Below are 14,451 nucleotides of genomic sequence, written 5' to 3' on the forward strand. Positions count from 1 at the left end.
GACGCGTATGACACCGCGCCGCTTCGATGCCGTGAGGGCGCTTGGCGGCCTGCTGTGGCCATGTTCTGCAGCCCGCAGCGCCGGCGAACCAGCCAGCGGCCGGGCGACGAAGTGGGGACGTTCGCGCCGCTCCGCATGGCGGATGACCGGCGCTTCGGCGCGAATATTGCGGCCAGGCCTTAGCGGAACACGTCCATCAGCACATCCGCCACGATCGCCGTACCAATCGCAACCAGCACGAGGTCTGTGCCGCAAACCTGCCATTCGTAGCCGGGGTGTTTCGGCAGGCGGGCGATCATCGGCGCGGGCGCCGCCTTCTTTGCGATACCGGGGGGCAAAGGCTTGCCGCGCGCGAGGTTCTTGCGGATGCCCGGGGGCAGCGGCTTGTAGCTACCCTGCTGATAGCCCACATCCACGGCAATGCCACGTGCCGCGCTGACACTGATGCCGGCCGAGCTGAGCGTTACCGATACGCCGACATCCGACGATTCCTGATACTCGGTTTGATTACCTTGGCCCTGGTTGCCGTGCTTGTTGCCCTTCCCGGGGGGAGGGCCGGCGAGCGCGGGCCCGATGCCCAGCGTGAGACTCAACAAGGCAGCCAAGAGCTGGCTCGGCAGGGTGTGTGGGCGACGCGGCATCTGGGTACTCCTTCGTTGGTAGCGCGTCGTCGGGGACGCGATCAAGGCGGGCGCAGCACGCACTCCGGCGCCGGCGCCAGCGCACGGCCGATTCTAGGCTGGCCCAATTTCCCACGACAAGACGGGCTGCGTCTGTCGCACGGTCACCGACAAGATTGACGAAAGACCGCCTGTTCCGCTGGGGCTTGTTCTGTGTCATGCCGGGTCAAGCGCCAATCGCTGATGCTGCGGTGCGCATGCTTGCCGGCCGCGCGTGGTCGGGGTTTGCGCCGTCGGAGAACTATGAAGCACATGGAATGGAGTGACGCGTATAGCGTTGGCGTCGATGTCATCGACGAGCAGCACCGCACACTTTTCGCGTTGCGCAACGAACTTGCCGAGTGTTGTCGCGCGCCGGAAGCCGTGCATTCTGAGCGTTTTCACGACATTCTTGCGGAGATGTTCGAGTACTCACGGACGCATTTCGCGACGGAAGAGGCGTTCATGCGCTCGATCTGTTTTCCGAATCTGGAGCGGCATGTGGAGGAGCACGCCGGCTTTATCGAAGCAGTGGCGGATTTGAGCGTCGCAATCATGGGCAACCTTGCCACCCCTGAAACGGTGCTCACGTTTCTGTCAGATTGGTTGACCGCCCACATCCTGAAGTCCGACCACCAGATCTGCGATCATCTGTCGGCTGCGTGAGCGAGATTGTTGCTGCGCACTAGTGGGGTGTGGCCGAGGCCGGGCGGGAACAACAAAGTGGGGCCAGATATGACGATCGATGCGGCTCTAGCGAGCCTCTACAGCGACTCGCGGGCGGGGTTAGCGCCTGCTTCGGACTCGGCGCTGGTGCTGCTACAGATTGGCGAGTGCGAAAGCCGGGTTGTTGCGGGCACAGCTGACGCCGCACGCGACCATTGGTCGCTACCACTGGGTGCCGGCGCCATCGGTGGCCAACCGTTCCGTCACGATCCACCCGCACCAATCGACCTCGAAAACGCCATCGCTGTCGTTGAAGATGCGCTGGTGCCTTTGGCAAAAGCTTGGACCAGACCGGCGGCGCTGCTTGTGAGCGGCGAATCGGTGGGGCCGCTCGTCACACAGTTGAGCGCAGGTCAGTCTGAGGCCTTCGTGACGCGCGACGCGGTCGAGAACCTCTTTCAGATGATGGTGGCGCGTGCGTCGCTTGGCGTCGCAGGGGGCGGCGAAGCGTCAAGCGAGCGTGTATCACCGAGTACGCTTCTGATCCCGAGGGAGTTCTTGCATCACCTGGGGTTCGACGCAGCGCATCTGGTGCCGAGGCTATCCGGCCCAGCGCCGCACGGCCAGAGCGACTTGCCGCGGATTTGAGGCAATATCCGCCGCTCGGAACCGATCTGCGATATGTCGCCGGTGCGGTGACGGGCGCGGCTTTGCGCCGCTCATGTTCCACTACCACAGCGACGCTGATTTTCTCTCTTGTGCCATGACCATTGACGACCCCTTGGTGCGTGCCCTCGTCCGGCTCCTGTCTTCCGGCGGGCGCGTTCCGACCGCCGAATTCTCTGCCTCCGAGCGCAGCGCCCTTGTCCAGTTCTCCCGCAGTCATGGCGGGCTTCGGCTCGTCATGGTGGGGCGCAAGTCCGACTACGCAATCACCAACCGTGCAGCGCTCGAAAGCCATGTGAATCAGCTGCAGCCGGGCGCTTGGGTGCCGCAGCCGGAGGCCGCGGCACCCAAGGCCGCGATTGATACGGCGGTGACTGCCGGCGGCATCTGCTATCTGCTGCTGAAAGCAGTGAGCCCCGATGCTCGCTGGGGCGACAGTTCTTCCAGCGAAGCCAGGACCTGGATGCTCGCTGAGCTCCAGCAGGCGACTGGGGTTGTTGCGTTGGCCTTGCAACCTGAAGACGGCTGGCACACCAACGGTTTGCTCTGGATCGTCGAGCAGCAATCGCAGTTCGATCAGCCGGACTGGCTGCCCAAGGACGCTACCGGAACGCTGGCTTACTGCGCAGCGCCGATGCAGCCCACGCTGCAGCAATGGCTGGCCCATAGCCGCCGTGCAGCGGAGGTTCGGCGGATTTCGCCAAGCCTCGCTTGAGGGCGGCGCCCGGGCGCAAGGTCAGGCACCGTGCCGAGCATGCTGCATTGTCTTGGGTGGTTGTCGCGCGCAGACCGCACGCGCCGGCTTGACGTGCAAGTCCGGCCCGCGCCCGCCGCGTGCATCAATCAAGTTGCGCCGGCAATTGCCGTTAGCAAGAAGGTGAAATTCAACGCTGGCTTGTGATCAGTCGGCCATATCGTGCGTTCGACGCTCCTAAGCCATGCGCCTGCGGGCGCGGCTGAGCTGGGAGATACCCACAGTTGGACATGGACAATCACGCGGAAGACAGCCCGCGCATCGGCATCCTGATCAACGAGATCGATGGGTTCTTCAACCGTCCGCTGATCGACGGATTTCGTGCCAAGGCGCAACAGCTGGGTCTGAAGCTTCTCTTCTTCCCGGTGCGCATCATCGACGCGGAGTCCGCCTTTGAGCGTCAGTACAACCAGCTGCTGAACTTCGCCGATACGCCGCACATCGATGGCCTGATATCGGTGACATCGTCCTTCATGTCGGCGGGCGACCACGATGCGACAGTGGCGGCGCTGGCGCGCCTGGCGCATGTGCCGATGGTCAGCCTGGGCTTGACCTTGCCTTGGGCGCCGACCATCGCGCCTGACAACACGACAGGTTTTCGCGCGCTCATCGAACACCTGATCCAGGATCATGGTTGCAAGCGGATCGCGTTCATGAAGGGGCGTGAGAGCAACCCAGACGCGATCGCCCGCTACGAAGTGTTCCTCGCCTGTATGGAGGCGGCCGGCTTGCCGATCGACGAGAGACTGATCGTCTGCGGCGAGTTTGACCACTACCACGGCCGCCTCGCAATGGAGGCTCTGCTTGAGCGCCGAAGCCCATTCGACGCGCTGGTTGCGGCGAATGACGAAATGGCTCTGGCCGCGATGTCGGTGGCAGCGGAACGCGGTCTGCATATTCCGGAGGACTTCGCTGTCGTTGGGTTTGACGATGTGCTGTCACTTCACCGCACCGGGCCGCCGTTGAGTACCGTGCGGCAACCGCTGCGCGAGCAGGCGGAGCTGGCCCTCGACGTGCTCCTCGCAAAGTTGCGCGGCGAGGCGGTCAGCGACAGCTATATCGTTCCGACTCGCCTGGTGCTGCGCCAGACCTGTGGCTGCCGCAGCGATCGTATGCCGCCGCCTGCGATGCTTGGCGTGTCGGCATCGACGAATGCCGATGATTCGGTGGTCGAGCAGATGCTCAACGCCGCCGTCGTGCAGAACGAGTACCGGGACGAATATCGTCAGCACATCGCGCGCCTGCATCGGTCTCTCTTCGACGAGGATACAAAGCCGTTTGAGGCGTGCGTGAGCGATGTTGCCGAGGCTTGCCTCGCGCAACAAGGTGACCTCAGCACCCTGCAGGCGCTGCTGTTCGTGATGTACCGGCGCTTGTTCGCCGACAGTGCGATGACGCGGCAGGAGCTGCAACGCTACGGCGAGCGTTTGCAGAACGGGCAGATCCTGATCTCGAACGCCTATGCGCTCGACCAGCTCAGGATCGCGTTCGCCTCGAAGTTCAATGACACGCAGTTCACCGGCCAGCTTCGTGCGCGCGTGTCCAGCTTTGAAATCGATCAGACCCTGGACCTGATCGAAAACGCGATCGCCCGACTCGGCCAACGCAGCTGCTATATCGGCCTCTACGACGCGCCCGTCTCTTTCGATGGCATCCGCCACAGCGAGACGCTGGTCCGTGCGCACCTGATCTTTTCGGTGGTTGATGGCGTTCGCCAGAAACTCGACGGTGCCGCGTCGTTCCCGGCAACGCACTTGGTGCCGGATGCGCTCTTTCGCGCCAGTGGCTTTGAAGTGATGTGTCTGTTTCCCGTCGCCCAGCTCAACCATCACTTCGGTTACCTTGCGCTGGATGTCACCAGCGAGCCGCCCACCTCACGGCTGGAAGTGGTGATTGAAGAGATCACCTCGACACTTTGTGGTGCCCTGGTCGCCGCCGAGTTGGCTCGCGCGCGTGACATGCTGCGAAACGATCTGGCCGACGTTGCGCAGAAGAACAGGCGACTCGCCGACCTGGCGGAGCGAGATGAGCTGACCGGGCTGTACAACCGCCGCGGTTTCTTCACCCGAGCCGAGGCGGCCATGGTCGCGAATGCGGGCCGGCCGCTTGTTGTCATCTTCGCCGACCTCGACCGTTTGAAGTACATCAACGATAGTTTCGGTCACAAAGAGGGCGACTTCGCAATCCGTATGGCGGCGCAAATCCTGGCCCACGCGTTCCGCAGTGGCGACGTGGTCAGTCGCATGGGCGGCGACGAGTTCGTGATTCTTGGTGTGGAGTGTTCGCCCGCCGCGGCGGAAAGAATCCGCGCCCGGATCTACCGCATGTTCGACAACTTCAATGCCCGCAGCGGCAAGGGCTACCCGCTCGGCTGCAGCATTGGCTATTGCGAGCTGCCCGCCCATTCGGCCACATCGCTGGAAACGGTTATCAGCCAAGCCGACTCCTTCCTCTATGAGGAGAAGTCCCGCCGCAAAGCTGCGCGCGACGCTGCAGGGGGCGAACAGCGGGTCAGATAGCCGGCGGCGCTCTGGCTTCGGTCAGGGGCGCGCCGATCGGATCGCCCCTGCCTAGGCTAGCAATTCGCGCAGCGATTGGCGGGAAAACGGATCTCGAACACGGTGCCGCCACCCGGGTTAGGCTGGCACTCGACAAGGCCGCCCAATCCATCCGCGACCAGATTGTTCACGATCGCCAAACCCAAACCAACGTTGCCTGACATGCGTTGCGTGGTAAAGAACGGGTCGAAAACCTTGCCGCGGAGCTCGTCCGCGATGCCAGTGCCGTTGTCCGCAACGCGGATCTGAGCGGTCGCGTTGTTGTCGATCAATTGCGCCGAGATGACGAGCCGTGGTTCCGTCTGCATGCCCGGCGGGAAGGCGTGATCGAGCGCGTTCTGGATCAGGTCCGTCACGATTTCATGGATGACGGGCAACTGCGCGCGTATCCACATCGGGCGAACTGCGTCGATGGCCGACTTGATGAAGCGGGCGCCCAGTTCCGCACGGAAGCCCTGCAGCACCGCCGCAAGTTCGTCGACCAGATCGCAATCAACCAGTTGGTCCGCGAACTGCGTGATCGAAACCTTCTTGAACGTCTCAACCAGTTTTGCGACACGGCACAGGTTGCGTTCGAGCTGACCCAGACCCTCGCGGCAAGCCGCGAAGAAGTCCAGAACATGGGTTCGCGACAATCGATTGCTGTGGTACTTCGCCTCTAGTGCGTCGAGCTCGGAGCGGACGACCGAGGCAACCGTAACGCTGACGCCCAATGGGGTATTGATCTCATGCGCGACTCCGCGCACGAGGGTGCCAATGGTTCGTGTCTTCTCGGCGAGGACGAAGCTTCGGTTCCAGTCGGCCAGGTTCTTTCGGATCGCTCGCGCGATGTCGTACTCGCGATCGCACACCAGGGCCAGTGCTGCTTGAAGCTGAACCAGCATCGCTTCGCTGCCGGGATGCAGCTCAACGACCAAGAGCCCATGCCAGGTCGAACGCGAGGCAACCGGGAGCACCAGGAGCGCCGACTCGTCGAGGCGGTCGAACCAAGCATCAGGCGCGATCAGGGACGCATTGAAAACCCCAGCGTCCGGATGTCCGTTCAAGGCTGGGTAGGTCGCGACTGCGGCGAATCGAGTCTGTCCGGTTGGCCCGGTTTCGAGTTCTGCCGGCACGTCGAGTGGCGTGAGTCGTTCGGCGCCATTCTCGAGCGGAGAGCTTGCAAGCGTCGGCATCACCGATAGACAGTACTTTTCGATCCCAAGTCGAGGCAGCCCTTGCGCCATGAAATCCGGCAACGACGAAAGGCTGGCCACCCGCAAGGCGTCCAGCGCGGCATCCCAGCCCGATCGCGGATCGGTTGGCGCTCGCACATGCTGCAGGTGCGCCTCGCGCGCGACGCGGCTGAACAGCTCGCGTCGCACTACCTGCAAATCGCCGTGCGTCAGATGTGCGAGCGCGTGATGCTTCTCCGCCGCCATGCTGTCGATGACGGACCAGATATCGAAGGCGCGGTCCGCTGCGTTCTCCTCAGCACCCAGCATGCCGCGCACAGCCGCAACAAACGGTGTGCCTCTGCCCGCTGCCTCGATCACCTGTTGTCGCAGCTCGGCGGCGACCGTCCACCGGGCTCTATCGCATCCGCACGAGGCGCGCTTCTGAAGCGTACAGGGCAGGGTGGTCACAGGGGCAGGTGTCATACCGGCCCACATGCTGACCAACTGATCGATCGCGGTTTCGACCTGGGCATCAATCGGCTGCGCGACCGAAGTCAGAGGTGGGTCCGAATAGCGGTTGTGTGGATCATCGTCGAATCCGACCACGGCCACGTCTTCGGGTACGCGGATGCCGGCTTCGCGGAGTACGGCGATCATGTGGCGGGCCATCAAGTCACTCGCCACCACCACCACGTCGAACCGGTGCCCGGCGCGCCACGCTTCGGCCAAACGTTCGGCGCCGTCCACTACGATGAAATCGCCTTGCAGCACCAGATCGGGGTCAGGTTCGATGCCATGGGCGCGCAGCGTCTGCTGCCACGTGTTGTAGCGGATCAGGCCGTCTTCAGCGCTGGCGGGCCCGCACACGAACGCCTGGCGGCGGTAGCCGTGGTCGACGATCAGATGTTCGACGAGTTCGCGCATTCCGCTCACGTTGTCGACCAGAACCGAGGGCACGCCCGCAAGGGTGGCCGCAATCGATACGGTGGGAATCCCGCCGAAGTCCTGCAGGTAAGGGGACGACGCTTCGCTTCCGTTGAACTGGCACAGTCCGGCGTTGAGAACCAGGCCATCGAGCCGTCGCTCATCGATCAGCCGAAACACCGCCGACTGAACGCGAAACGAGAGATAGTCGCCAACGTCCTGAGGGCCGGTGAACACCAGCAGATCGAACCCCCTGCGACGACATATCTCTACGGCCGAGCGCCAAAGCCGGTTCGTGTAGTGCCCCTCCCAGCCAAGGTGGTTTACGAGAAATCCGATACGTTTGCGTCCGGCCATGTGCTGCTCGAGAGTGAAACCTGTTTGTTTAGGGCGTTAAGCCGCGCGTGTCCGGGCGGGGGCTCGCACGCCCGCGCTTCCGGCAAATTCACCGGATTGCCTATCGAGCCTGTCCGCCAGACTCCGACGGGGCTCGCCACTTGAAGCCTGCCAACCTCCGGCAGGCCGCCCAAATCGGGGCGGATACCGCGACGTTTCGGAGCGCCGCACGATGGCGCTGAAAACCTCGCGACGGACGGGCCCGCTACGGGTGCCACCTGGCCGCACACGCGTCTCCCGAGGCGCCTGACTTGCGAGCTAACGATGCCACTCGGCGTTTGAGACGGAACGCATCGATCCAATCCGTCGCTGGATCCGAACTGGGCCGCGCTTGTGCCGTCGAGTGCGATACCTGTGAGCCAATGGTCGACCCAGCCTTTGCCCGCGTTCGCTTGCAACGGTGATGATCCTTGGCTCGGATACTAGGCCCGTCGTGATTTGCGCTCCATGACTTCAATTGCGGGATTTGTCGGGCGCGCTGACGAATTCCCGAGGCCGTAGGCGTGCCGGGGGAGCTAGCCAAAGCGGTGGGGCTGAGCGATCTGAGCTTCGGGATGCGGGTGGTCTGCAGCGCGCAGTAGCTCGCTCGAAGGGGAGGGCGGGTGAGGCTGAATAGTTCGGTTCGTCGGCGCGGGGCTCGGCACGCGAATCGTGCCGGCCGCGAATCGCCACCAGATCAGGTGGTGCCCGAAACGGGACTCGAACCCGTACTCCTTACGGAAGCGGATTTTAAGTCCGCAGCGTCTACCGATTTCGCCATTCGGGCAGGCGGGCGCGCATTGTAGCGGATCATTCGCGTGCTGCCTCGTCGATATACGGTGCAATCCGCGGTACGGTGACGCGGAAGCTTGTGCCGACACCGACTTCGCTCTCAACCGAGATCTGGCCGCCGAGGATGCCGGTGACGATGTTGTGCACGATGTGGAGACCCAGCCCGCTCCCTTGGCGGCCGCGTTTGGTGGTGAAGAAGGGGTCGAAGATCTTGCGCATGTGCTCGGGCGGAATGCCGCAGCCGTTGTCCTGAATCGTCAGGCTGATCGCGTTTTCACCGTCTTCGCCGCCAACGATCCGGATCCGTCCGCTATCCCGCCCCTCCAGGCCATGGATGATGGCGTTGGCGATCAGGTTGGTCAGCACTTGACCAAGCGGTCCTGGGTAGCTATCGAGCCGCACGCCGGGTTGTACCTCGGTTTCGACCTGGAACGGGGTGGTGCGGAAGGTGGGTTGCAGCGTCAGGACGATCTCGCTGACGAGCTCTTCGAGTTTGAAGGTGCGACGTTGCTGGCTGGTCTGGTCCACAGCGACCTGCTTGAAGCTGGAGATCAGTTCCGCCGCGCGATGCAGGTTGCGCATCAGGATGTCGGTCGCGGAGTCGGCTTCGTTGAGGTATTCGTTCAGTTGTGATCGACGCAGCCCGGTTTGCATGCTGGCATGCACGCCGAGCGTGGAATCACGTAGCGTGCTGGCCACCATCATGCTATTGCCGATCGGCGTGTTCAGCTCATGGGCGACACCTGCGACCAGCCCGGCCAGTGCGGCCAGCTTTTCGGCCTGTACCAGCTCGTTCTGCGTCAGCTGCAGGCGCTCCAGTGTCTGCTTGAGGTCGCGCGTGCGTTGCTCGACGCGGGCCTCGAGTGTGCGATTGAGTTCTTCAACCTCGCGTTGAATGCGAAGTTGCTCGGTCATGTCGATGATGTTCACGAGAATCGTGTCGGTGTTGCCATCGGGCAGCACCCGCGCCCATACCCGTGTCTGCAGATGGCGGCCGGCCTTGTCCTTGAGTTCCAGGTCGGTGCCGGACGCATAGCCATGCTTGGCCACTTCGTTGACCCATTGCACCCGAACCGACGGCTCGACGAAGAGTCCAAGTTCCGTGCTGGTGTGCCCAACCGCTTCTGCATGGCTGTAGCCGAATAGGTCGGAGAAAGCGCGGTTAACGTCGAGCAACTCGCCGTTGCTCATGTTGGCGAGCGTCATGGCGACCGGGGCCTCGTTGAAGGCCAGCGAGAATTTCTCCTGGCTTTCACGCAACGCATTGAGGGTGCGCTGGCGGGCCCACTCGGTGCTCGCCCGTAGCGCGAACACGTCGCCCAGCGATCGCGCGAGCTCGGGGTTGCTGATCGGCTTGTCAAAGCTTGCACTCAGCAGGCCGAATGATTGACCGTCAGCGCTGGTCAGCGGTACGCACAGATAGCCGCCGCGCGATGGCGCAAGCGCTGCGATTGAGGGTGTTAGATCCTCACGCAAATGATCCGGCAACAGCACATGCTCGCCTCGCCGTACGAGCTCTGCCAATTGGGTATCGGACTGCCCCAATTCTCCTTCGCCGATTCGTGCGAGGGGGTGCCAATCTTCGTTGCTGAGCAGCCCGATCGAGGCACGAGTGGCGCCGACCGCATCTGCGAAGAGCGTAAGCACGGTACTGTAGAAGCCTGGGTCGCCATCGCTGTCACGGGCGCTGGCGAGTCCGCGCAGGGCCGATGCGGCGCGCCGCAGGTCTGATACTTCGCGGAACAGGACGGCCACGCGGTTCGGCCCCGTCTGGAACGCGTGGACGTCGAATGTCATCAGCTGCCCGCTCACGGCAAAGCGGAAGTCATCGTTCGCATAGCGCTCGCCACTGCGGGCCACGTGACGCAAGGCGGCTGGCATCGGCGTCTCCGCCTGGCCAGGGAAGGCTTCTTCCAGCGCCTGGCCGCGCAGACGAGCGCAGTCGATGCCGAGAATGCGATCGGCGGCGCGGTTGGTGGTGATGAGCACCAGCCGTGCCCCTGCATCGAGTTCGTATTCGAATACGCCAAGGGGCGCATAGTCGATGAGCGCCCGTAGGCGTGCTTCGGACTGCGCCAGCGCGAGTTCGGCGGACTTGCGGTCGCTGATGTCGTCATAGACGCCCAATACGCCGACGACCTTGTCGTTGGCATCGCGCAGGGCGACCTTGCTGCTGCGGTGCCAGCGCACGCTACCGTCTGCGACGGTAACGGCTTCTTCGGTGTTGATGCGAAGCTCACCACCGCTCATCACGGCGCGGTCATCCGATTCGTGGCTGGCCGCATTGCGTACGCCGATCTGGCTGTCGGTGCGGCCGACCAGTTCGGACATCGACAGGCCGATATCGCGGGCGAAAAGCGTGTTGGCACCCAGGTAGCGGCTTTCGGTGTCTTTCCAGAACACACGTACCGGAATGGTGTCGAGCACGTTCTGCAGCATGCGGCGCGATTCTCGAATGCGCAGCTCGGCCGCCTTGCGCTCAGTGATGTCCTCCGCCATCGCGACGATCCGTTGGGGCAGCCCTTGCGCGTCGCGCACCACGTTGTTGTGCCATTGGCAGGTGATGCGTGTGCCGTCCTGCCGCAGGGCGTCGAGCTCCTGACGCCAGCCCGAGCCGTCCGCGCCTGTCGCGTCGTCGCCGGCGCGGATGAGCTCTGCGGCACCAAGCGCACTGTTGTCGGGAAGCAGAAAGGTGATCTCGCGGCCGATGGCTTGCTGCGCACGCCAACCGAAGATCTGTTCGGCTGCGGTGTTCCATGCCAGCACGGTGCCATCGAGCTGGATCTCGATGATCGCGATCGGGCTTTGCGCAACCAGCAGCCGCATGTGCGCTTCGCTGCGCTGGGCGGCGTCTTCAGCCCTGCGGCGCTCAAGCAGATCCACTTCAAGCTGCAGGTTCTTCTCGCCCAGCGTGCCGAGCAGTTCGCCGAGGGAGCGGCGGGTGGATTCGAGTCGCCCTTCGAGCGCACCAATCTCATCGTCCGACTGCGGCACGATCGGCGTGTCCAGCTCGCCCGAGGCGAGTCGATCGGCCTCGGCGCCAACGCGTTTGAGCGGCTTCACGAGTCGGCGTTCCAGCACCAGTGCGATCAGCGCGAAGGCCAACAAGGTCTGTGCAACCAGCACGCTCACCAGTGCGATCAACTGGGAGCGCAGCGAGCGCATCACCTGCACGTCGGAGATCTCGATGCGCACGGTGCCCAGCGGGCGCTCGTCATGCAGGATCGTGCGCGTCGTCTGGTAAGTGGAACCGGTCGCCCGCTCCGGCCGATGCTCCTCCACGAAGACGCCAAGGCTGGTGTCCTGAACCACCACCCGTTGCACGTCCGGGCTGCGCATCACGGCTTCGATCAGTTTGTGCGCGGCGGGCGGGTTGAAGGCCCAGAGGGGTTCTTGCAGCCCAAGCGCGAGCACGTCGCCGTACTGATTGAGGGCCTCGTCGGTTCGCGCGCGCAGTGTGTCGGCGTAGAGCTGTCGGCCGCCGATCAGCCCGACCAGCGTGCCCGGCACCAGCAGGCCAAACAACACCGCTGCAATGATCGCGCGTCGGACATTAAGGCGGCGTGCCATGCTTGGCTTTGGGGTGGTGCGGCCGGGGGACGTTTCAGTCTTTCTGAGCCGCCAGCCAGTCCATCAGTGCGCTGGGTTCCATCGGTCGGCCAAAGTAGTAGCCCTGGGCTTCATGGCAACCGAGGTTTTGCAGGACGTCAGCCTGCGCCAGATCCTCCACGCCCTCGGCAATCACCTTCAAGCCGAGCTTGTGGCTGAGCTGGATCACCATTTCCGGGATCTTCGCGCCGCGTTCCGAATCGGTGATCTCGTTCACGAAGGCGCGATCGATCTTCAGGCGATCCACTTTCAGGCGCTGCAGGTACGAGAGCGACGAGAAGCCGGTGCCGAAATCGTCGACCGCAACCGTGATGCCAGACTCCTTGAGCTTGTCGAGCGTCTGAAGCAGGAAGTCAGCCTCAACCATCGCCATCGATTCGGTGATTTCCAGCTCGATGCAGGCCGGGTCGCAACCGCTGTCTTCAATCGCGCGCTTGAGCATGTACGGGAAGCGCGGATGACGGAACTGCGCGACGGAGACGTTGATCGCCATGCGCAGATAGCCATAGCCGGCACGCGCGAGCCGCGCCTGCTGATGGCAGGCGACCCGCATGACCCATTCGCCGATGTTGACGATCAGACCCGAGTGCTCGGCAAGCGGGATGAAACGATCTGGCGCGATGAACTTGCCGTCGTCGTCGCGCCACCGAATGAGCGCCTCAAGGCCGATCGCCTTGCGTGTGACCAGGCTGACCTGCGGCTGATAGACCATGAACAGGCGTTCGTTGTCGAAGGCCTGCCGAAGCGCCTGCAACAGCATCACCCGTTCCTGGATTTCGACGCTCATCTCGCGGGTGAAGTAGTTGATCTCGCCGCGGTTGCGCTGCTTCGCGCGCTTGAGCGCGATGTTGGCGTCTTTCAGCGCCTCACCACCGCTTGAGCCCGCGTCGGAGAGGCTCAGTACGCCACAGGTGATCGATACCATGAGCTCTTGCCCGTCGATCACGAAGGGGTCGTTGAACAGCCCCATGATGTAGCTGGGCGAGAGCTGCGAGGTTGGCCCGAGCAGGCCGAACGTGTCGCCCGAAACACGTGCCACCACCACCTGATCGCCGACCGCCTGCTTGAGTCGCGCAGCAACCTCCTGCAGCAACTGGTCGCCGAAGCGGTGACCGAGCGCGTCGTTGGTTTCGGCGAAGTGATCGAGGTCCACCAGCGCCAGGATCTGGTCTGCATGGTCGTGCGTGGCGAGGCGCCGGTCGATCTGCGTGATGAAGTGGATCCGGTTCGGCAGCCGCGAGAGCTGGTCGTAGTACGCAAAGCTGTGCAGCCGCGAGAACAGCGCCGCATTGTCGAAGCCCACAGCGATGTTGGTGCAGAAGACTTCAAGCAGCCGACGGTCGATGTCGTCCAGCGTTTCGCGCGTATCCAGGTAGGCCGCCACATCGCGGTGCGCATTGCCCTGGAAGAACAGCGTCGTGCCCGGACCATCGTAGAGGTTGCGCTGATCATGTAGACAGCGCGTCAGCGCGGCACGGATTTCCGGGTCGTTGATCGCATCGAGCGGCCGGTTGATCAGGTCCGCATAGCGGCCTGCCGCGGCGATCACCGTGACTTCGTCGCTGCCGGCGTCGACACTGGTGCTGCTTTCCTGCGCACACACCAAGCCTTCGGGCGCCAGGCCCAGCAAAGCGGCGATCTGCGTGATCACACCGGCGGCAAAGTTGCGCACGCCGTGCAGCGCCATCAGTTCGGCGCTAGCCTGCACGATCATGTCGAGGCCACGCCGGCTTGCGTTGATGGTGCGGATCTGCTCGTAGGAGCGGATCGCGGCCGTCAGCGTGGTGTAGAGCTTGTTGCGGGTGAGTTCGGACTTGGTCTTGTAGTCGTTGATGTCGTAGTCGCGGATCGCGTCGATCTCCGGCGCATAACCGGGCTGCCCGGTGCGCAGGATGATCCGTGTTTCGTTCATGCCGTGGTCTTCACGGATGGTTTTCACGAGACGCAGGCCGGCGTCTTCGTTCTCCATCACCACGTCGAGCAAGATCACCGCAATGTCGTGCTCGTGCTGCAACAGCTCGCGGGTCTGGCTTGCCGAGTAGGTGTGCAGGAAGTGCAGCGGTCGATGCAGGATCTGCGTGTTGCGCAGGGCAAGGACGGTCGTGCTGTGGACATCCGGATCATCGTCGACGATCAGCACCCGCCAGGACTTGCGCAAGCTCTCGTGGCCCGTCGCGCTTCCGGCTTCCGGCTCGTCGTCTATGAACTCCAGTTCGTCGTCCGGCTGGTTCTGCGCCTCGCTCACCTTGATCTCCCGTGTCGTTCCGGCCACAGGCATGGCCGACGTCGCG

8 protein-coding genes and 1 tRNA gene are annotated in these 14,451 nt (G+C 63.5%); 4 read left to right on the forward strand and 5 right to left on the reverse strand.

What is annotated here, in order from left to right:
* Positions 1–179 precede the first annotated feature (179 nt).
* Positions 180–641 (reverse strand): anti-virulence regulator CigR family protein, encoded by a 462-nt coding sequence (locus HH302_RS19440; protein WP_172204203.1) that lies wholly within the window; start codon positions 639–641, stop codon positions 180–182.
* Between the two features lie 282 nt (positions 642–923).
* Between HH302_RS19440 and HH302_RS19445 the strand changes: the two genes are divergently transcribed.
* The 4 genes from HH302_RS19445 (at position 924) to HH302_RS19460 (ending at position 5,264) form a co-directional block, all read left to right on the forward strand.
* A complete protein-coding gene (locus tag HH302_RS19445) occupies positions 924–1,325 on the forward strand; it encodes a bacteriohemerythrin (protein WP_172204205.1) in 402 nt (133 codons plus the stop codon).
* 69 nt (positions 1,326–1,394) lie between these two features.
* A complete protein-coding gene (locus tag HH302_RS19450) occupies positions 1,395–1,973 on the forward strand; it encodes a hypothetical protein (RefSeq protein ID WP_172204207.1) in 579 nt (192 codons plus the stop codon).
* 73 nt (positions 1,974–2,046) lie between these two features.
* On the forward strand, positions 2,047–2,706 hold the full coding sequence (locus HH302_RS19455) for a hypothetical protein (RefSeq protein ID WP_172204209.1): 660 nt from the start codon (positions 2,047–2,049) through the stop codon (positions 2,704–2,706).
* A 269-nt stretch (positions 2,707–2,975) separates the two neighbouring features.
* On the forward strand, positions 2,976–5,264 hold the full coding sequence (locus HH302_RS19460) for a diguanylate cyclase domain-containing protein (protein WP_172204211.1): 2,289 nt from the start codon (positions 2,976–2,978) through the stop codon (positions 5,262–5,264).
* Positions 5,265–5,320: 56 nt separating this feature from the next.
* Here HH302_RS19460 and HH302_RS19465 read toward each other — a convergent pair whose 3' ends face one another.
* From HH302_RS19465 to HH302_RS19480, 4 genes are all read right to left on the reverse strand, one after another.
* Entirely contained in the window at positions 5,321–7,741 is a 2,421-nt protein-coding gene (locus tag HH302_RS19465) for a substrate-binding domain-containing protein (protein WP_172204213.1), read from the reverse strand.
* Positions 7,742–8,461: 720 nt separating this feature from the next.
* Positions 8,462–8,546, reverse strand: a tRNA-Leu gene (locus tag HH302_RS19470).
* Positions 8,547–8,569: 23 nt separating this feature from the next.
* A complete protein-coding gene (locus HH302_RS19475) occupies positions 8,570–12,121 on the reverse strand; it encodes a PAS domain S-box protein (RefSeq protein WP_172204215.1) in 3,552 nt (1,183 codons plus the stop codon).
* Positions 12,122–12,155: 34 nt separating this feature from the next.
* Positions 12,156–14,438, reverse strand: a complete 2,283-nt coding sequence (locus HH302_RS19480) for an EAL domain-containing protein (protein WP_172204217.1) — start codon at positions 14,436–14,438, stop codon at positions 12,156–12,158.
* Positions 14,439–14,451 lie beyond the last annotated feature (13 nt).

The organism is Niveibacterium sp. COAC-50 (assembly GCF_013184235.1).
In the GTDB taxonomy this organism is placed as follows: Bacteria; Pseudomonadota; Gammaproteobacteria; order Burkholderiales; family Rhodocyclaceae; genus Niveibacterium; species Niveibacterium microcysteis.